This window comes from Pseudomonas sp. 1912-s, assembly GCF_029269205.1.
Lineage (GTDB): Bacteria > Pseudomonadota > Gammaproteobacteria > Pseudomonadales > Pseudomonadaceae > Aquipseudomonas.
Genome location: NZ_JARIXR010000001.1, coordinates 82214 through 101789, shown reverse-complemented (window position 1 = coordinate 101789; position 19576 = coordinate 82214). Strand labels below are relative to the sequence as shown.

Annotated in this window: 14 protein-coding genes; 6 read left to right on the top strand and 8 right to left on the bottom strand. The window is 60.1% G+C overall.

Annotation, left to right across the window (positions count from 1 at the left end):
• Window positions 1–21 precede the first annotated feature (21 nt).
• Together fadB and P3C29_RS00405 are read right to left on the bottom strand one after the other, a co-directional pair.
• Entirely contained in the window at window positions 22–2169 is a 2148-nt protein-coding gene (fadB, locus tag P3C29_RS00410) for a fatty acid oxidation complex subunit alpha FadB (protein WP_010176361.1), read from the bottom strand.
• Between the two features lie 452 nt (window positions 2170–2621).
• Window positions 2622–3059 (bottom strand): hypothetical protein, encoded by a 438-nt coding sequence (locus P3C29_RS00405; RefSeq protein ID WP_275963681.1) that lies wholly within the window; start codon window positions 3057–3059, stop codon window positions 2622–2624.
• Window positions 3060–3164: 105 nt separating this feature from the next.
• On the opposite strand from P3C29_RS00405, the gene P3C29_RS00400 reads away from it, so the two are divergent.
• Window positions 3165–3605, top strand: a complete 441-nt coding sequence (locus P3C29_RS00400) for a universal stress protein (protein WP_010176363.1) — start codon at window positions 3165–3167, stop codon at window positions 3603–3605.
• Window positions 3606–3669: 64 nt separating this feature from the next.
• Here the strand turns inward: P3C29_RS00400 and P3C29_RS00395 are convergent, their stop codons facing one another.
• Complete coding sequence (locus P3C29_RS00395) at window positions 3670–5589, bottom strand: ATP-binding cassette domain-containing protein (protein WP_169387433.1); 1920 nt, start codon at window positions 5587–5589, stop codon at window positions 3670–3672.
• A gap of 212 nt (window positions 5590–5801) precedes the next feature.
• Here P3C29_RS00395 and P3C29_RS00390 point away from each other — a divergent pair, with 212 nt between their 5' ends.
• Window positions 5802–7730 carry a transglycosylase SLT domain-containing protein gene (locus P3C29_RS00390; RefSeq protein ID WP_010176365.1) on the top strand — a complete coding sequence of 643 codons (1929 nt, stop codon included), beginning with the start codon at window positions 5802–5804 and terminating at the stop codon, window positions 7728–7730.
• A gap of 54 nt (window positions 7731–7784) precedes the next feature.
• Here P3C29_RS00390 and P3C29_RS00385 read toward each other — a convergent pair whose 3' ends face one another.
• Window positions 7785–9554, bottom strand: a complete 1770-nt coding sequence (locus P3C29_RS00385; RefSeq protein WP_275963680.1) for an ABC transporter transmembrane domain-containing protein — start codon at window positions 9552–9554, stop codon at window positions 7785–7787.
• A gap of 256 nt (window positions 9555–9810) precedes the next feature.
• Between P3C29_RS00385 and P3C29_RS00380 the strand changes: the two genes are divergently transcribed.
• Window positions 9811–9984, top strand: coding sequence for a PA1571 family protein (locus tag P3C29_RS00380; RefSeq protein WP_201122301.1), 174 nt, complete (start codon window positions 9811–9813; stop codon window positions 9982–9984).
• Window positions 9985–10035: 51 nt separating this feature from the next.
• Here the strand turns inward: P3C29_RS00380 and pdxB are convergent, their stop codons facing one another.
• A complete protein-coding gene (pdxB, locus tag P3C29_RS00375; RefSeq protein ID WP_275963679.1) occupies window positions 10036–11178 on the bottom strand; it encodes a 4-phosphoerythronate dehydrogenase PdxB in 1143 nt (380 codons plus the stop codon).
• Between the two features lie 184 nt (window positions 11179–11362).
• On the opposite strand from pdxB, the gene P3C29_RS00370 reads away from it, so the two are divergent.
• Window positions 11363–12751 (top strand): MATE family efflux transporter, encoded by a 1389-nt coding sequence (locus tag P3C29_RS00370; protein WP_275963678.1) that lies wholly within the window; start codon window positions 11363–11365, stop codon window positions 12749–12751.
• Here P3C29_RS00370 and tusA read toward each other — a convergent pair.
• Window positions 12748–12999: a sulfurtransferase TusA gene (tusA, locus tag P3C29_RS00365; protein WP_003218998.1), complete on the bottom strand. Its 252-nt coding sequence runs from the start codon at window positions 12997–12999 to the stop codon at window positions 12748–12750. The genes P3C29_RS00370 and tusA overlap by 4 nt on opposite strands.
• A gap of 106 nt (window positions 13000–13105) precedes the next feature.
• Window positions 13106–14179, bottom strand: coding sequence for a 23S rRNA (cytidine(2498)-2'-O)-methyltransferase RlmM (gene rlmM / locus P3C29_RS00360; protein WP_201122295.1), 1074 nt, complete (start codon window positions 14177–14179; stop codon window positions 13106–13108).
• A 191-nt stretch (window positions 14180–14370) separates the two neighbouring features.
• Between rlmM and acnA the strand changes: the two genes are divergently transcribed.
• Complete coding sequence (gene acnA / locus P3C29_RS00355) at window positions 14371–17112, top strand: aconitate hydratase AcnA (RefSeq protein WP_275963677.1); 2742 nt, start codon at window positions 14371–14373, stop codon at window positions 17110–17112.
• A 111-nt stretch (window positions 17113–17223) separates the two neighbouring features.
• On the top strand, window positions 17224–18012 hold the full coding sequence (locus P3C29_RS00350; RefSeq protein WP_275963676.1) for a CPBP family intramembrane glutamic endopeptidase: 789 nt from the start codon (window positions 17224–17226) through the stop codon (window positions 18010–18012).
• Window positions 18013–18299: 287 nt separating this feature from the next.
• On the opposite strand, the gene P3C29_RS00345 is transcribed toward P3C29_RS00350, so the two are convergent.
• Window positions 18300–19406 carry a glycosyltransferase gene (locus tag P3C29_RS00345; RefSeq protein WP_275963675.1) on the bottom strand — a complete coding sequence of 369 codons (1107 nt, stop codon included), beginning with the start codon at window positions 19404–19406 and terminating at the stop codon, window positions 18300–18302.
• Between the last annotated feature and the right edge of the window lie 170 nt (window positions 19407–19576).

The following is a 19576-nucleotide window of genomic DNA, read 5'->3' as shown; positions in this document are numbered from 1 at the left end:
TCGCTCTAGTCGTCTGGGCACTTAACCGAAGAAGCTCTGGCCGTTCTTGGCCATCTCGCGCAGCTTCGCAGTCGGGTGGTACAGCGGGCCCAGATCAGCGTATTGATCAGCCAGGGCAACGAACTCGGCCACACCGATGGAATCGATGTAACGCAGCGCACCACCACGGAATGGAGGGAAACCAATACCGTACACCAGGCCCATGTCGGCCTCGGCGGCGGTTTCAACGATGCCGTCTTCCAGGCAACGCACGGTTTCCAGGCACAGGGCGATCATCATCCAGTTGACGATGTCCTCGTCGGACACCTCACGCTGTTCGTAGATGACCGGCGCGAGTACTTCGTGAACCGACGGGTCGGCCACTTTCTTCTGCTTGCCCTTCTTGTCGGCCTCGTAGGCGTAGAAGCCCTTGCCGTTCTTCTGGCCCAGGCGCTTGGCTTCGTAGAGGGCGTCGATCGCCGAACGGCGGTCGTCTTTCATACGGTCCGGGAAGCCTTCAGCCATGACGTCACGACCGTGGTGGCCAGTGTCGATACCGACCACGTCCATCAGGTATGCCGGGCCCATTGGCCAGCCGAATTTTTCCATGACCTTGTCGATGCGCACGAAGTCCACACCGGCGCTGACCAGCTTGGCGAAACCGCCGAAGTACGGGAACAGCACGCGGTTGACCAGGAAGCCCGGGCAGTCGTTAACGACGATCGGGTTCTTGCCCATTTTCTTGGCGTAGGCAACGGTGGTGGCAACCGCCAGCTCGCTGGACTTCTCGCCACGGATCACTTCCACCAGCGGCATCATGTGCACCGGGTTGAAGAAGTGCATGCCGACGAAGTTTTCCGGACGCTTGAGGGCCTTGGCCAGCAAGGTGATGGAAATGGTCGAGGTGTTGGATGCCAGGATGGTGTCTTCTTTAACCTGGGCTTCAACTTCAGCCAGTACCGCCTGCTTGACCTTCGGGTTCTCGACAACCGCTTCGACCACCAGGTCGACGTGGCCGAAATCACCGTAGGACAGCGTAGGACGAATGCCGTTAAGCACTTCAGCCATTTTCGCTGCGGTCATGCGGCCTTTATCAACGCGGCCCACCAGCAGTTTTGCGGCTTCTGCCAGACCCTGCTCGATGCCGTGCTCGTTGATGTCCTTCATCAGGATCGGCGTGCCTTTGGACGCCGACTGATAGGCGATACCGCCGCCCATGATACCGGCGCCGAGTACGGCAGCCTGTTTCACGTCGCGGGCGATTTCGTCGTAGGCCTTGGCCTTTTTCTTCAGTTCCTGATCGTTCAGGAACAGACCGATCAAGCTCTGCGCAGCAGAGGTCTTGGCCAGTTTGACGAAGCCGGCAGCTTCGATTTCCAGGGCTTTGTCGCGACCGAAGTTCGCGGCCTTCTGGATGGTCTTGATCGCTTCAACCGGCGCCGGGTAGTTCGGGCCGGCCTGGCCTGCCACGAAACCTTTGGCGGTTTCGAACGACATCATTTGTTCGATGGCGTTGAGCTTGAGTTTTTCCAGCTTTGGCTGACGCTTGGCCTTGTAGTCGAATTCGCCGCTGATGGCGCCTTTGATCAGGTTCAGTGCGGCTTCTGCCAGCTTGTCGGGAGCAACCACGGCATCCACGGCGCCGACTTTCAGCGCGTCTTCAGCACGGTTTTCCTTGCCGGCGGCAATCCACTCGATGGCGTTGTCGGCACCGATGATGCGCGGCAGGCGCACGGTACCGCCGAAGCCCGGGTAGATGCCCAGCTTGACTTCCGGCAGGCCGATTTTGGCGGTGGCCGACATCACGCGGAAGTCGGCAGCCAGGCACATTTCCAGACCGCCGCCCAGGGCGATGCCATTGATCGCGGCAACGGTCGGCACGTTGAGGTCTTCGAAATCGCTGAAAATCTTGTTGGCTTCGAGGTTGCCAGCCACAAGCTCGGCATCGGGCAGCTTGAAGTTGTCGACGAATTCGGTGATGTCAGCGCCGACGATGAACACGTCCTTGCCGCTGGAGACGATCACGCCCTTGACCGAAGCATCTGCTTTGATGGTGTCTACGGCCTGACGCAATTCATTCAGGGTTAGACGGTTGAACTTGTTGACGGACTCACCCTTGAGGTCGAATTTCAATTCGACGATGCCACTTTCAAGAGCCTTAACCGTGATGGCTTTACCTTCGTAAATCATCAACTGATCTCCACGATATGGAAGCTGAACAGTACACGTCGGACGCAGGATTCAGCGTAGGCACTGACGTTACCGTCGATGCTAACGCCAATTTGCCAGGCACACCCGCCAACGCGATAGTCGGGATTCTGTACGAACGGTCTGAAAGACAAACGCTCAATTCATACGCCCGTTTGATTTGGGTACGTCACCTTCAGCCAAATCCGAAGAATTGTCAATCGCTCGAAAGGCCTGCAAAAACGCGACTTTTCAGTCATTTCAGAACCCGGGGCAGCCGGCATCGCCCCGCCAATGTTTAATCATTCGCGAAATCAATAATAAGAAATTTGATTTAAAGGGCTGTACAGAACCGAATATGCGGCTAGGCTAGCGGCACGTTAAACAAATTACCGGCCTGCCTGGCCAACTCCAGCCCGATGATGCTTTCGGGCTTTTTAATGCCCGCAGTAAACTCAGGCCAGCGCCTTGAGCACCGCATCAATGTCCTGCAACACGCTCAACTCGCCCTTCTCGCCCCAGTACAGGGTGATCATTTGCTTGTCGGCTTCGACTTTGTAGACGTTCGCCGGCAGCGTCGCAAAATGTGGCAACAACTTTTCATCGACGCAGATTTCCTGCCACTGATTGACCCAAACCCCCGGCTCCAACTGCCAATAACTCCAGGTGACCCGTTTGGTGCCACGCCGTGGCCGGTGATATTGCGCACACGGGCTCGGCGGCTCGTGCTTGAGCCAGTGCGGCCAGTCCTGGGGCGTCAGTTGCATGGCCAAACCGATGCGCCGCGCCTCCATGCGCAGGGCCATGCGCCCGCTCGAATGGCGCGAAGGACGCAACCACGCCAGAGGGCTTAAAACCAGCGCAAGGATTGACACCACTATCCAGACCGTCATATGTGTACTCCCGAATTTCTTGATGAGCGGATTTGACCTGACGCAACCCCATCCGCTTGAAACCAGCCATACTGAACTTATCGCTTTCCTTTGGAGGAACTCCTCATGCCCTACGAACATATTCTGGTCGCCGTGGACCTGACCGAAGAATGCGACCCCGTGATCAAGCGGGCCGTAGGCCTTGCAGGCGACTCAGTGAAACTGTCCCTGGTGCATATCGTCGAACCGATGGCCATGGCCTTTGGCGGTGATGTGCCGATGGACCTGTCCCAACTGCAACAGCAGCAGTTCGATCAGGCCAAGGAACGCCTTGAGCGACTTATCAACAAGTACCCCGCCCTGAAAAAAGACCAGAGCCACCTGACCTACGGCCAGCCGCGCCAGGAAATCCACCACCTGGCCAAGGAGCAAGGTTGCGACCTGATCGTGGTCGGCAGCCATGGCCGCCACGGCCTGGCGCTGCTGCTGGGCTCCACCGCCAATGACGTGCTGCACGGCGCTCCTTGCGATGTGCTGGCAGTGAAACTGGTCAAAGAACCGAAGTAAACCGATATGAAAAGCCCGGCGCTCACATCCGTGAGGCCGGGCTTTTTTATTGCTGCGGTGTCACTCAGGCATCCAGCTCGGCCCAGCGCTCAACCAGTGCTTCCAGCTCACTGTTCAACTGCTCGAGGGAGGCAATCACCTTGGCGGTTTCTGCAGCAGGACGCAGATAGAAACCCGCGTCAGCCATTTCAGCTTCAACGGCCGCGATCTGCTGTTCCTTGGCGTCGATATCACCCGGCAGTGCTTCCAGCTCACGCTGCAGCTTGTAGCTGAGTTTCTTCTTCGCAGCAGGCGCTTCCTGGGCTGGCGCCGGAGCGGCAGCCACCGGGGCAACCACGGCTGAAGTCAGGTCAGCCTTGCCGGATTTGCTCTCGGTCACGCCCAGCAGGCGCGGCGAGCCGCCCTGACGCAGCCAGTCCTGGTAACCACCGACGTATTCGCGAACCTTGCCTTCGCCTTCGAAGACCAGGGTGCTGGTGACCACGTTGTCGAGGAATGCCCGGTCGTGGCTGACCATCAACACGGTGCCGTTGAAGGTCAGCAAGACCTCTTCCAGCAGCTCCAGCGTTTCAACGTCGAGGTCGTTGGTCGGTTCGTCGAGCACCAGCAGGTTGGCCGGTTTGCTGAACAGCTTGGCCAGCAGCAGGCGCGCACGCTCACCACCGGACAAGGCCTTGACCGGCGTACGCGCACGTTGCGGGCTGAACAGGAAGTCGCCCAGGTAGCTCAGTACGTGGCGGCTCTGGCCGTCGATGTCGATAAAGTCGCGACCTTCGGCGACGTTGTCGATCACGGTTTTTTCCAGGTCCAACTGGTGGCGCAACTGGTCGAAGTAAGCCACGTCGATGCGCGTGCCCTCTTCCACTTTACCGCTGGTAGGTTGCAGGCCGTTGAGCATCAGCTTGAGCAGGGTGGTCTTGCCGGTGCCGTTGGCGCCCAGCAGGCCGATACGGTCGCCGCGCTGCAGGACCATCGAGAAGTCCTTGATCAGGAACGGGCCGTCCGGGTGATGGAAGCTGACGTTCTCCAGCACCATCACCTGCTTGCCCGACTTGTCGGCGGTATCCAGCTGGATATTGGCCTTGCCGGTGCGTTCGCGACGCTCGCTGCGCTCAACGCGCAGGGCTTTCAGGGCGCGTACGCGGCCTTCGTTACGGGTGCGGCGGGCCTTGATGCCCTGGCGGATCCAGACTTCTTCCTGGGCCAGCTTCTTGTCAAACAATGCGTTGGCGGTTTCTTCGGCGGACAGTGCAGCCTCCTTGTGCACCAGGAAGCTGGCGTAGTCGCCGTTCCAGTCGATCAGGCCACCACGGTCCAGTTCGAGGATGCGGGTTGCCAGGTTCTGCAGGAAGGAACGGTCGTGCGTGATGAACAGCACGGCGCCCTGGAAATCCTTGAGGGCTTCTTCCAGCCAGGCGATTGCGCCGATGTCCAGGTGGTTGGTCGGCTCGTCGAGCAGCAGCAGGTCCGGCTCGGACACCAGGGCCTGGGCCAGCAGGACACGACGACGCCAGCCGCCGGACAATTCGGCGAGGGTCTTGTCGGCCGGCAGTTGCAGGCGGCTCAGGGTGCTGTCGACCAGTTGCTGCAAGCGCCAGCCGTCACGGGCCTCGAGGTCTTGCTGGACGTGCATCAGCTTGTCCAGGTCGGCTTCGGTGACACAGTTCTGCGCCAGGTGATGGTATTCGGCGAGCAGTGCGCCCACGCCGTCGAGGCCTTCGGCAACCACGTCGAACACTGTCCGTCCGTCGGCCACCGGCAATTCTTGCGGCAATTCGCCAATCTTGAGGCCCGGGGCGCGCCAGACAGAGCCGTCATCGGGCTTCTGGTCGCCTTTTACCAGCTTCATCATGCTGGACTTGCCGGTGCCATTGCGGCCGATGATGCACACCCGCTCACCACGGGCGATCTGCCAGGACACCTTGTCCAACAACGGCATAGCGCCGAAAGCAAGGGACACATCGCTGAATTTGAGCAGGGTCATACGCTTCTCCAAAAACTGGGCGCGCATTCTACCTGACTTAGGGCGCGAGGCGGCCGGCATTTTCGCCGCTGACATGTTCTGTTGGACATTTGAGATGAACTTGAACGAAGCGACCGGCAAAGCTTTCACCGGTCGCGACCAAAAGGCTAAGCTAGGGGCAATCAGTGTCGGCGACGTCGGCACTAGTCCAGATTCCTCTGCACGGACGTCTCATGCGCAGTCGCCTTTTCAGCTTTTTATCTTGTCTGCTTCTTTCTGCCACCGCCGTTCAATCCGCCCAGGCCGTGGACCTCACCACCCAACGTCAATATTACGATGAAGCCAAACGAGCCCTCGCCAAAGGCGACAGCGGCCCGTATTTCCAATACAGCCAGGCCCTGGCCGACTACCCGTTGACGCCGTACCTGGCCTACGACGAACTGACCGCACGCCTGAAAACCGCCAGCAATGAGGAAATCGAACAATTCCTCGCCAAGAACGGCGACCTGCCACAGGCCAACTGGATGAAACTGCGTTGGTTGCGCTGGCTGGCCGACCGTGGCGACTGGCAAACCTTTGAAAAGTACTACGACCCAAAACTTAATTTCGTCGAACTGGACTGCCTCCATGGCCAATTCCAGCTGACCCATAACCAAAAAGCCGAAGGCTACAAAACCACCGAGAAGCTGTGGCTGACCGGTAAATCCCAGCCTGCCGCCTGTGATGCAACGTTCGGCCAGTGGGCCGCTGACGGCCAACTGACCGAACAGAAAATCTGGGACCGCGCCAAACTCGCCGCCGAAGCCCGCAATTACCCGCTGGCCAACAGCCTGGTAAAAACCTTGCCGACCCTCGGCGCCCAAGGCCGCCTGATGGTGGACGTGGCACAGAAGCCCGACATGCTCAGCGACCCGTCGCGCTTCCTGCCGGCCAACGAAGCCATGTCCGACGCCGTCGGCCTGGGGCTCCGCCGCCTGGCGCGCCAGGACCCGGACAAGGCCATGGCCCTGCTCGACGGTTATGCCAGCAGCATGCACTTCTCTCGTGACGAAAAAGTGTCGATCGCCCGGGAAATCGGCCTGACCCTGGCGCGCCGCTACGACCCGCGCGCCCTCGACGTGATGACCAAATACGATCCGGAACTGCGGGACAACACCGTTTCCGAATGGCGCCTGCGCCTGCTGCTGCGCCTGGCCCGCTGGGAAGACGCCTACCAGTTGACCCGTAAACTGCCTCAGGACCTGGCCACCACCAACCGCTGGCGCTACTGGCAGGCCCGCAGCCTGGAACTGGCAGAGCCGAAGAACCCGCAAGCCCTGGTGCTGTACAAGGGCCTGGCCAAGGAGCGTGACTTCTACGGTTTCCTGGCGGCGGATCGTTCCCAGTCCCCGTACCAACTGAACAACAAGCCGCTGATGATGAGCCAGGCACTGATGAACAAGGTGCGCAATACACCGGGCGTACGTCGCGCCCTGGAGTTCTACGCCCGTGGCCAGATCGTCGATGGCCGTCGCGAGTGGTACCACGTCAGCCGGCACTTCAACCGTGACGAAATGGTCGCCCAGGCCAAGCTGGCCTATGACATGAAGTGGTACTTCCCGGCGATCCGCACCATCAGCCAGGCGCAGTACTGGGACGACCTGGACATCCGCTTCCCGATGGCCCACCGCGACACCCTGGTGCGTGAAGCCAAGATCCGCGGTGTGCATTCGAGCTGGGTGTTTGCGATCACCCGCCAGGAAAGCGCCTTCATGGACGACGCCCGCTCCGGCGTTGGCGCCACCGGCCTGATGCAACTGATGCCCGGCACCGCCAAGGAGACTGCACGCAAGTTCAGCATTCCTCTGGCCTCGCAACAGCAGGTGCTCGACCCCGACAAGAACATCCAGCTCGGTGCCGCCTACCTGAGCCAGGTCCACGCTCAGTTCAACGGTAACCGCGTGCTCGCTACCGCCGCCTACAACGCCGGCCCCGGCCGTGTGCGCCAATGGCTGCGCGGTGCCGACCACCTGAGCTTCGACGTGTGGGTGGAGAGCATTCCGTTCGACGAAACCCGCCAGTATGTGCAGAACGTGCTGTCGTATTCGGTGATCTACGGGCAAAAGCTCAATGCACCACAGCCGCTGGTGGATTGGCATGAGCGGTATTTTGATGATCAGTAAGTAACGCCCCCCATAAAAATGCCCGCATATGCGGGCTTTTTTATGGGCGGTTATTTAGTGGACGCTGGACTCACCATCACTGAACTGCAACGCCGCCAATCGCGCATACAGCGGATTACTCGCGATCAGTTGCTGATGCGTACCCACCGCCACCAGCTTCCCCTGGTCCATCACGGCAATCCGGTCAGCGTTCTTCACCGTGGCCAGCCGATGGGCAATCACCAGCGTGGTGCGCCCTTCCATCAACTGCGGCAGCGCTTGCTGGATCAAGTGTTCGCTCTGGGCATCCAGGGCGCTGGTGGCTTCGTCCAGCAACAGGATCGGCGCATCCACCAGCAACGCCCTGGCGATGGCCAGGCGTTGCCGCTGGCCGCCGGAGAGCCCCAGGCCACCGTCGCCCAGGTGTGTCTGGTAGCCGTCGGGCATTTGCAGGATGAAATCGTGGGCGTGAGCGATGCGCGCCGCCTCTTCGACCTGGGCGGAGGTGGCCGACGGGTTGCCGTAGCGGATGTTTTCTTCAACGGTGCCGAAAAACAGCGCCGGGCTCTGGGACACCAGGGCGAAACAGCGGCGCAGGTCCAGCGGATCAAGCTCGGTGAGCGGTTGCCCTTCCAGCAGGATGCGACCTTGCTGCGGGTCATAGAAACGCAGCAACAGGTCGAAGAGGGTTGATTTGCCCGCGCCGGAGGGGCCGACCAGGGCCAGTGTTTCGCCGGCATTGATGTTCAAGCTCAAGCCGTCGATGGCAAAACGATCCGGGCGCGAAGGATAGGAGAAGCGCAGGTCCTGGATGTCCAGGCGGCCGCTGACACGCTCCGGCAGCTTGATCACGCCGGCCTCGGGTGCCTTGATCTCATTGCTCGACTGCAACAACTCGCCAATTCGCTCGGCCGCACCAGCCGCGCGCTGCAACTCGCCCAGCACTTCGCTCAACGTGCCGACGGCGCTGCCGACGATCAGGCTGTAGAACACGAACGCCGCCAGTTCACCACTGGAAATACGCCCGTCAATTACGTCCATGCCTCCCACCCAGAGCATCACGCCCACGGCGCCCAGCACCAGCATGATCACCAGGGTAATCAGCCACGAGCGCTGCAGGATACGCTTGCGGGCGGTGGTGAACGCCTCTTCCACCGTCACCGCGAAGCGCTGCTCGTCCTGCACCTGGTGGTTATAGGCTTGTACGGTCTTGATCTGACCCAGGGTCTCGGACACATAGCTACCCACGTCGGCAATACGATCCTGGCTCAGGCGCGACAAGCTCCGCACCCGGCGGCCGAAGATCAAAATTGGCGCCAGCACCAGGGGCAAGGCTACGACGACAATGCTGGTGAGCTTGGGGTTGGTGATGAACAGCAGCACGATCCCGCCGATCACCATCAGGCCGTTACGCAGAAACAGCGACAGCGAGGAGCCGATGACCGATTGCAACAAGGTGCTGTCGGTGGTCAGGCGGGACTGGATTTCCGAGCTGCGGTTGTTTTCGTAGAAGCCCGGATGCAGGTAAATCAAGTGGTTGAACACCTGCCGCCGGATGTCCGCCACCACCCGCTCGCCGATCCACGACACCAGGTAAAACCGCGTAAACGTACCCGCGGCCAGGCCCAGCACCAACATCATGAACAGGCCGATGGACTGATTGAGCAAGTGCGGCGACCGGGTCATGAACCCCTGGTCCACCAGCAGACGGATGCCTTGCCCCATGGACAAGGTGATGCCGGCGGTGACGATCAACGCCAACAAGGCCCCCAGGGCCTGCCAGCGGTAGGGGGCGATGAAGCGGCTGGCGAGGCGAATCGCGCGGCGGTGGCGGGCTGAGAACATGAAGGGTTTCACCTGAGGTGTTGGGGACGGGAACCTGCATAGCTACATGGGGGGAACTTGAGCGAATCACAATGAGTCAGGTTAATTATGCTTACCGAACCTAGCCCCTAGAGGCTATCGGTCTAAGGCCCGGCTGGAAATTCGTATCGGTTTCTGCTGGACTGGGCATTCGATCCGCTGGCCGTGTATGGAGTTGTAACAACGTGGTCACGCGGGGGTTTTAGAGTAGGTACACAACCTGATGAGGAGACGGGCCATGTCCTTGCAAAACAGCAGCGATGCCAAGATTGAAGTGATCCGCCAACCGCAGCAGTTGCCTTGCTCGTACATCGACGCTCAAGGCCGCGAAGTGCAAATCACCGAAGAAATGATCCAGAGCGCATGCGCCGAACTGGAGCAGAAATTGGTCAAGCCTGCCAAGCGAGGCTGATTCGCCCACGCTCTTTTAAACCCGGCCTTGAGGGCCGGGTTTTTTATGCCCTCAGATTGCCTGTGCGCCCAACGCCGAGACAATGTTCGACAGGGCTGCAGACTCGCCGCTGACCCGTACCTTCAGACCATCAATCTCACGCCGCGGCGGGTAGTGCTTGCGCAGTTGGTCAAACGCCTTGCGCTGTTCGTCCACGGTGCCTACCAGGCTGCGGCGGAAATCCGCGTCATCACGGCGCGGGTCGTACACGCCACGGCACAGGGCCGCCAGCGCCCAGGCCGGGTCGGTATTGGCGTTGAGGCTGACCTCGGCCAGCCAGGGTTCCGGCAGCAAGTCGCTGAGTTGAATGGTTGGCTCCTGGCCCAGATACCGGCACAGCGCCTGGTAGATCTGCGCCGTGCCGCGCTGCCGGCCGTCCAGGCTGTAGCCGGCGATATGCGGGGTGGCCAGCACACACAAGTCGGCCAGGTCGACATCCACCTGGGGCTCGCCTTCCCACACATCCAGCACCGCCTGCAGGTCTTCACGGTCCAGCAGCACGTCCTTGAGGGCTGCGTTGTCCACCACAGGGCCACGGCTGGCGTTGATCAGCCAGGCGCCGGGCTTGAGCTGATTGAGACGCTCGCGGTCAAACAGGTGCCAGGTCGAACCGTTGCCGGATTTGTTCAGCGGCGTGTGCAGGTTGATCACATCGCACTGCTCGACAATCTGCTCCAGACTGACGTAATCACCGTCCTCGGCGATCTGCCGGGGCGGGTCGCACACCAGCACGTTCCAGCCCAAAGCCTTGAGCACCTTGACCAGGCGCCCGCCAACTTCACCGGCACCCACCACGCCGTAGGTACGCTGGGCCAGGTCGGCGCCTTCGATCTCGGCCAGGGTCAGCAGGCTGCCCAGCACATAGTCGACCACGCCACGGGCGTTGCAACCCGGGGCACTGGACCACTGGATACCGGCGCGCTGGAAGTAATCGAGGTCGAGGTGGTCGGTGCCGATGGTGCAGGTACCGACAAACCGCACCGGCGTGCCTTCGAGCAACGCCCGGTTGACGTTGGTCACCGAACGCACCAGCAGCACATCGGCCTGCTCAAGGGTTGCGCGGTCGATGGACCGGCCCGGGACCCGGCGAATCTCGCCAAATCCTTCGAAGAATGCATCGAGCAGCGGGATATTTTCGTCGGCAACAATCAGCATGGAAGGCTCCTTTCGCGGATCAGCAGTGTACAGGGATCGGGATTGGAATGAGATTTGCCAAACACCCTGGATTTAATGTGGGAGCCTGCATCGTTTACAAATCCACAACACAGGTTTTTTCCTGACCAACACGTCAGGGCGTAGAATGCGCCGTCCTGCGCTCCGCCTCTCTGGACATCCGTACGTGAACACTGCCGCAACCACCACCGCCCTCTCCCGCCCAGCCCGCGTCAGCCTTGAGGTGCGTAACCTGCTGGCGCTGGCCCTGCCGATCATGATCGGGCAACTGGCGACCACCGCCATGGGTTTTGTCGATGCGGTGATGGCCGGGCGTGTCAGCGCCCGGGACCTGGCGGCGGTCGCCCTGGGCAACTCCATCTGGATCCCGGTATACCTGCTGATGACCGGCACCCTGCTGGCCACCACGCCGAAGGTCGCGCAACGTTTTGGCGCCGGCACTCACGGTGAGATCGGCCCGCTGGTGCGCCAGTCGATGTGGCTGGCACTGGTGGTGGGGATTACCGCGCTGCTGTTGCTGATCAGCGCCGAACCGATCCTGCACCTGATGAAGGTCGATCCGGAGCTGATCAAGCCGTGCATGGGCTACCTGCACGGCATCGCCTCGGGCATGCCGGCGATTGCGCTGTATTACGTGCTGCGCTGCTTCAGCGACGGCCTGGGCCGCACCCGGCCGAGCATGGTCATGGGCCTGTGCGGGCTGGCGCTGAATATTCCGCTGAACTATGTGTTTATCTACGGCCACTTCGGCGTGCCGGCCATGGGCGGCATCGGGTGTGGCTGGGCCACGGCGATCGTGATGTGGGTGATGATGTTCGGCCTCGCCGCCTGGACCCGTTGGGCGCCGGTCTATCAGAGCAGTGAGCTGTTCAAGCGCTTTGACTGGCCGCAGTGGTCGGTGATCAAGCGCGTATTGAGCATTGGCTTGCCGATCGGGATTGCGGTGTTTGCCGAGTCGAGCATCTTCGCGGTGATCGCGCTGCTGATCGGCAGCCTCGGCGCCACAGTGGTGGCCGGGCACCAGATCGCGCTGAATTTCAGCTCGCTGGTGTTCATGATCCCCTACTCGTTGAGCATGGCGGTCACCGTGCGCGTGGGCCAGGCCCTGGGCCGTGGCGAACCCCGTGAAGCGCGCTTCGCTGCCGGTGTGGGGATGGGCACGGCGCTGGTTTACGCCTGCCTGTCCTGCAGCCTGATGCTGCTGTTTCGCGAACACATCGCCACCATTTACACCCAGGACCCGCTGGTGATCCAGGTGGCGGCGATGCTGATTGTGTTTGCGGCGCTGTTTCAGTTCTCGGACGCGATCCAGGTCACGGCCGCCGGTGCGCTGCGCGGTTATCAGGACACGCGGGTGACCATGGTGCTGACGCTGTTTGCGTATTGGGGCGTGGGCTTGCCGGTGGGCTACGCGCTGGGGCTGACCGACTGGCTGGGCCAGGCCCGCGGCCCGAGTGGCTTGTGGCAGGGTCTGATCGTGGGCCTGAGCTGTGCGGCGGCGATGCTGGTGATCCGCCTGATGCGCAGTGCACGCAAGCGGATTCGCCGGGTTTAAGCGGACTTCTTGCGGATCCAGTACAGGTAAGTACCGGCTTGTTCCTGCTGGTCCACCAGTTCATGGTCAAGAAATACGCAGAACTTGGGGATGTCGCGGCGGGTCGACGGATCGGTCGCGATCACCTTGAGCAAGCCACCGGGCGCCAGGTCGCGGATGTGCTGGTGCAACATCATCACCGGTTCAGGGCAGTTGAGGCCGGTGGCGTCGAGAACGGCATCGACGGGTAAATCAGGGGTCAGGCTCATGGTTTACTCCTAAACAGGCCGGCATTTTAACGGTAACGCGGGGCGCCAGGTAGTCAGCGGCGCCCTCAAGGTTTTCGCGAGCGTGCTCGCTCCTACAGGGGGCGGTTTACCGGGCCTTCGGCTTCTTCACATCCAGCCGACGCAAATGGCAGGTCACTTCTTCACGGTCGTGGTACAGCTGCTTGCAACCGATCTCCACCCGAATGCCCCGCTCCTTGAAGCCTTCCGCGATCCGGTCGAGCAGGCGCCTCACCTCCGCATAGCGCTGCTTCATCGGCAACTTCAGGTTGACCACTGCCTCGCGGCAATGTCCCTCGCCAATCCAGGTTTCCAGCAAGGCCGCGTTGCGCGCCGGTTTCTCGACGATGTCGCAGACCATCCAGTCCACCGGCTGCTTGGGCGTGTAGATGAAGCCATCGGCCATCAAGTGCTGCACCAGCCCGGTGTCCATCAGGCTCTCGGCCATCGGGCCGTTGTCGATGGCGGTCACCAGCATGCCACGGTTGACCAGTTGCCAGGTCCAGCCGCCCGGCGCTGCGCCGAGGTCGACGCCGGTCATGTCGCTGTGCAGGCGCTCGTCCCACTGATCACGGGGGATAAAGTGGTGCCAGGCCTCTTCCAGCTTCAAGGTCGAGCGGCTTGGCGCGTCCCGGGGGAATTTCAGGCGGGGAATGCCCATCGGCCACATCGCCGAGTTGTTCGACTCGGCCAGGCCCATGAACACTTCGCGACCGCTCTTGAAGGTCAGCAACAGGCGCGGCTTGGCGGCGTCTTCCACCAGCTTGCCGGCAGCCATCAGCGCCTTGCGCAGGTGCCCTTCGAATTTCTTGCAGAAGTTCGACAGCTCCTTGCCATCGTTGGTGTCGACCATTTCCAGCCACAGGCTGCCACACACCGGGAAATCCCGCAGGTGCGCCAGGATGACGCTGATGCGGTCGGTTTCCGGCAAATCGATGAACACCCCACGCGCCCACTGCCTTGGAAAGATCAGCTCGGCAAAGCGTTGGCCGCGCATCAGGCGCTGGGCGCCGTCTTCTTCGGTGCACACAAATTCAGCGCAGGCGCTGCCGGTCTTGGCCTTGGCGTAGCCCGAAACGTTCAGGCGCGCGGCGTGTTCCGCGATCTCGGAACAGACTTCGCCTTCAAAACCCGGGCGGCAGTGCATAAAAAGGGTGTTCATCAACTCTCCTGGATCACGGGCTTGCTATAGCGCAATGCCTGTCATGAAAACGCGCGCATGATAGCCGAGTTCGGAACCTTGGACTTGTCCATAGAGTCCAGTAATTAGCCAGCTACTTAAAACAGGGCTAATTTGTAAGCTCTGTTCGTCCCGTCAGGTCCGTAGCCGTGCGGACCATAAGGAGTCATGTAATGTCATCCCTTGATAGCCTGAGAACCCTTAAAACCCTACAGATCGACGACAAGACCTATCACTACTTCAGCTTGCCCGAAGCCGCCAAGAGCCTGGGTGATCTGGACAAGCTGCCCATGTCCCTCAAGGTGCTGCTGGAAAACCTGCTGCGCTGGGAAGACGAAAAAACCGTCACCGGCGCCGACCTCAAGGCCATTGCCGCCTGGCTCAAGGAGCGCCGCTCCGACCGCGAGATCCAATACCGCCCGGCCCGGGTGCTGATGCAAGACTTTACCGGCGTTCCCGCCGTGGTCGACCTCGCCGCCATGCGCGCCGCGGTGGCCAAGGCCGGCGGTGACCCGCAGCGCATCAACCCGCTGTCACCGGTAGACCTGGTGATCGACCACTCAGTGATGGTCGACAAATTCGCCACCACCGGCGCCTTCCAGGAAAACGTCGACATCGAAATGCAGCGCAACGGGGAACGCTACGCCTTCCTGCGTTGGGGCCAGAGCGCCTTCGACAACTTCAGCGTGGTACCGCCAGGCACCGGCATCTGCCACCAGGTCAACCTGGAATACCTCGGCCGCACCGTGTGGACCAAAGATGAAGACGGCCGCACCTATGCCTTCCCCGACACGCTTGTAGGCACCGACTCCCATACCACCATGATCAACGGCCTCGGCGTATTGGGCTGGGGCGTGGGCGGGATTGAAGCGGAAGCCGCAATGCTCGGCCAGCCGGTGTCGATGCTGATCCCGGAAGTGATCGGCTTCAAGCTCACCGGCAAGCTGAAAGAAGGCATCACCGCCACCGACCTGGTGCTGACCGTCACCCAGATGCTGCGTAAAAAAGGCGTGGTCGGCAAATTCGTAGAGTTCTATGGTGATGGCCTGGCTGACCTGCCCCTGGCCGACCGTGCCACCATCGCCAACATGGCCCCGGAATACGGCGCAACCTGCGGCTTCTTCCCGGTGGATGAGGTGACACTGGACTACCTGCGCCTGTCGGGCCGTCCTTTAGAAACCGTCAAACTGGTAGAGGCGTACACCAAAGCCCAGGGCCTGTGGCGCAATGCGGGCCAGGAACCGGTGTTCACCGACAGCCTCGCCCTGGACATGGGCAGCGTCGAAGCCAGCCTGGCCGGGCCTAAACGCCCGCAGGACCGCGTCTCGCTGCCGAACGTCGGCCAGGCCTTCAGCGACTTCCTCGACCTGCAATTCAAACCGACCAACAAAGAAGAAGGCCGCCTGGAAAGTGAAGGCGGTGGCGGTGTGGCTGTTGGCAATGCCGACCTGATCGGTGAAGCCGATTACGACTTCGAAGGCCAGACCTATCGCCTGAAAAACGGCGCGGTGGTGATCGCGGCGATCACCTCCTGCACCAACACCTCCAACCCGAGCGTGATGATGGCCGCCGGCCTGGTGGCGAAAAAAGCCGTGGAGAAAGGACTGAAGAGCAAGCCGTGGGTGAAAACCTCCCTGGCGCCCGGCTCGAAAGTAGTCACCGATTACTATAAAGCGGCGGGCTTGACCCAGTACCTCGACAAGCTGGGCTTCGACCTGGTGGGTTATGGCTGCACCACCTGCATCGGCAACTCCGGGCCGCTGCCCGAGCCGATCGAGAAAGCCATCCAGAAAGCCGACCTGGCCGTGGCCTCGGTACTCTCGGGCAACCGTAACTTCGAAGGCCGGGTGCACCCACTGGTGAAAACCAACTGGCTGGCCTCCCCGCCTCTCGTCGTGGCCTACGCCCTGGCCGGCACCGTGCGCATGGACATCAGCAGCGAACCCCTGGGCACCGGCTCCGACGGAAAACCGGTGTACCTGCGGGACATCTGGCCCAGCAGCAAGGAAATTGCCGACGCCGTCGCGCAAGTCAGCACCCAGATGTTCCACAAGGAATACGCCGAAGTGTTTGCTGGCGACGAACAGTGGCAAGCCATTGAAGTGCCACAGGCCGCTACCTACGTCTGGCAAAAGGATTCGACCTACATCCAGCATCCACCGTTCTTCGACGACATTGGCGGGCCACTGCCGGTGATCGAAGACGTCAAAGGCGCCAACGTGCTGGCACTGCTGGGAGACTCGGTGACCACCGACCACATCTCCCCCGCCGGTAACATCAAGACCGACAGCCCGGCCGGCAAATACCTGCGCGAGCAGGGCGTCGAACCGCGGGACTTCAACTCCTACGGCTCGCGTCGCGGCAACCACGAAGTGATGATGCGCGGCACCTTCGCCAACATCCGCATCCGCAACGAAATGCTCGGTGGTGAAGAAGGCGGCAACACGATCTACATCCCTACCGGCGAGAAAATGCCGATCTACGACGCCGCCATGAAATACCAGGCGTCGGGCACCCCTCTGGTGGTGATCGCCGGCCAGGAATACGGCACCGGCTCAAGCCGCGACTGGGCCGCCAAGGGCACCAACCTGCTGGGGGTCAAGGCGGTGATCGCCGAGAGCTTCGAGCGGATTCACCGCTCCAACCTGGTGGGCATGGGCGTATTGCCATTGCAGTTCAAGCTGGACCAGAACCGCAAGGCCCTCAAGCTGACCGGCAAGGAGAAGATCGACATCCTGGGCCTGACCCATGCCGAGATCGAACCGCGCATGAACCTGACACTGGTGATCACCCGTGAAGACGGCAGCAGCGAGAAAGTCGAGGTGCTGTGCCGCATCGACACCCTGAATGAAGTCGAGTACTTCAAGGCGGGCGGGATCCTGCACTACGTGTTGCGGCAGTTGATTGCCTCGTAACTGACACCCGCGACACAAAACACCGCCTACAAAGGCGGTGTTTTCATTTTTGCGGCGCAAGACGGTCGTTATACTGCCGGCCTCAGATTTTGACTGTCACAAGGATTTCCCATGCTCGCGATGCCATGGCTGTACCTGGCGCTTCTTTCCATCGGCTATGTACTTGCCTTGAGCTACGGGCAACTGGGTTTAATGGCGGGGTTGTCCGTCGCTATGTTGCTGTTGGCCGGGTTTGCCGTACGCCAACAGCGAAACCCTTGGGTGCGATATTTGGGCCATGGCTTGTTTATCGTATTGGCGCTGGGGTTGGCGATGCATTGGCTGCCGGGGTTTTACAACGGCCGCGGAATCGCGCCACAGCGCTTTACTGATGATGCCGTACCGTTCTCGATGTATTTGAACCAGGACAAGCCGCTGATTGGCTTCTGGCTGCTGCTGGCCTGCCCGTGGATTGTTGCGCGGCGCTCGTTGCGCCTGTCGATCTATGCCACCGCCCTGGCGTTGACCTTGACGGCGATTGCCGCACTGGGCGGCGCGGTGTTGCTGGGGATTATCAGTTGGGCGCCAAAATGGCCGGAACAGGCCTGGCTGTGGGTGTTGAATAATTTGTTGCTGGTGACGCTGGTGGAGGAAGCGTTGTTTCGGGGGTATATCCAGGGTGGGTTGAGCCGGCGGTTCAGCCAGTTGCCCTATGGGGAGAATTTGGCGCTGTTGTCGGCGGCGTTGCTGTTCGGGCTGGTGCACTTGGGTGCGGGTTGGCAGTGGACGTTGCTGGCGACTATTGCTGGCGTCGGCTATGGGCTGGCGTATCGGTTTGGCGGGTTGGGGGCGGCGGTTGTTACGCATTTTGGGCTGAATTTGCTGCATTTTGCGTTGTTTACTTATCCGATGCTCGGGTGAGGCTGAAAAGGCCATTCGGACTGCGCACGTCTTAAATCCACACCAAACACTTCAGACCGTCTGCATCTATGGATTTTATCGCGAAGATCAGCTGTCCACTTACATAACCCCTTCGCACAATGTCGGCCACCGTGCAGATAGATCCACAAGCCCCTTGAAAACAGCACCGTCCGTTTAACGGCACTCAGTCATCGGACGGGGGGGTTATGGTTCTACGCGTAATATAGACTGTCCTCGCACTCAGACTGAATGCCCTATAGAGATAGCCTCTAACCTGACGTTTTTCTTCAGCGTCCCAACAGGTCAGCGTAGACCTTTATATAAGCCTCCCCCATCAATCTAGACGTAAACACGTTTAAGTAGCGCTCTCGTGCAGCTGCTCCATAATCCGCCGCCAATGCAGGAGAGTTCCAGAGCTTTGCCATCGCATCCCGCATAGCAAGCGCGTCTTCTGGAGGCACAACAAAGCCAGAGACTTCATCTTTGTTAATAAAGCTCGTCCCAGTCCCTATTTCACTGCACACCATCGGCTTTCCAAACATTGCGGCCTCAAGCAGGCTTATCCCAAACGCCTCTGAACGCAGATGTGAAGGAAAAATCACGGCATAACACGCCGCAAACAAGTTAACCTTTTCCTGTTCGGTAACTTGCCCGATAAAATGCACATTTTTCAGTTTCCGGCTGGCCGCCATCTGCATTAATTCTTGCTCTAACGGTCCCGCGCCGACAATCAGCAATGGCCAGTCCATCCCCTGCATGGCCTGCAATAAATACTCTAACCCCTTGTAGTAACGGAGCACGCCAACAAACAGAAAAAATCGACCATGCCGAGCTTGAAGTTCAGCCACTTTTTCAGGCTCGAACGCCGGATACATGGATTGCTCCAGACCGATCGGAATCGCCCCAGACTTGTCGCGATAATTCGCCAGAACTGGTGAACTTTCGAGATAGTTTGGACTTGTCGCAATAATCCTATCAACACTATTCAGGAACATATTTTGCAAGGGACTGTAGAGAAGCTTTAAAAGCCTCTGACGAACGATATCAGAATGATAAGTCACTACGGTTGGCTTCTTGACCCGGGATGCGAAATGGACCAAATCCATAAAAGGCCACGGGAAGTGATAGTGAATAATATCAGCTGACTCTGCCAGTTTGGCAAAAAGCTTAAATGATGAGAAGGATATGCCTGTCGAAGCAAGATTGAAATCTTCCTTCGCCTGGATTAACTCATAGTCGGCCTCTTGAACGGAAGGCACCGCCTCTTTCGCCAACGACAGCACCACATTTTCACACCCTTGCAAGTGTGTAGCATGGGTCAAATGGCGAATAAACATCTCCACCCCCCCATGCTGGTCTGCGGCAAAGGTTTTATAAAAATGTAGTATCTTCAATTAACACCTATTTTAAAAACAGTGAATCGTGCCCAAACAAGATATAAAAAACAGATATTTTTGACAGTGACCGCCGACGTGAATGCGCTCGCCGATACGACGTCCAAACTGGTACGGGCCGAGCTGTATTGCGCAAAAAACACGTGTTCTGGCATTCCAGCATTACACGC

Bases quoted from the DNA above. Each gene is read 5' to 3' on its own strand.
- P3C29_RS00385 (WP_275963680.1), bottom strand. From the start codon at position 9,554: ATGTTCTCAGCCCGCCACCGCCGCGCGATTCGCCTCGCCAGCCGCTTC.
- P3C29_RS00380 (WP_201122301.1), top strand. From the start codon at position 9,811: ATGTCCTTGCAAAACAGCAGCGATGCCAAGATTGAAGTGATCCGCCAA.
- P3C29_RS00390 (WP_010176365.1), top strand. From the start codon at position 5,802: ATGCGCAGTCGCCTTTTCAGCTTTTTATCTTGTCTGCTTCTTTCTGCC.
- P3C29_RS00405 (WP_275963681.1), bottom strand. From the start codon at position 3,059: ATGACGGTCTGGATAGTGGTGTCAATCCTTGCGCTGGTTTTAAGCCCT.
- pdxB (WP_275963679.1), bottom strand. From the start codon at position 11,178: ATGCTGATTGTTGCCGACGAAAATATCCCGCTGCTCGATGCATTCTTC.
- P3C29_RS00400 (WP_010176363.1), top strand. From the start codon at position 3,165: ATGCCCTACGAACATATTCTGGTCGCCGTGGACCTGACCGAAGAATGC.
- tusA (WP_003218998.1), bottom strand. From the start codon at position 12,999: ATGAGCCTGACCCCTGATTTACCCGTCGATGCCGTTCTCGACGCCACC.
- fadB (WP_010176361.1), bottom strand. From the start codon at position 2,169: ATGATTTACGAAGGTAAAGCCATCACGGTTAAGGCTCTTGAAAGTGGC.
- P3C29_RS00350 (WP_275963676.1), top strand. From the start codon at position 17,224: ATGCTCGCGATGCCATGGCTGTACCTGGCGCTTCTTTCCATCGGCTAT.
- P3C29_RS00395 (WP_169387433.1), bottom strand. From the start codon at position 5,589: ATGACCCTGCTCAAATTCAGCGATGTGTCCCTTGCTTTCGGCGCTATG.
- acnA (WP_275963677.1), top strand. From the start codon at position 14,371: ATGTCATCCCTTGATAGCCTGAGAACCCTTAAAACCCTACAGATCGAC.
- rlmM (WP_201122295.1), bottom strand. From the start codon at position 14,179: ATGAACACCCTTTTTATGCACTGCCGCCCGGGTTTTGAAGGCGAAGTC.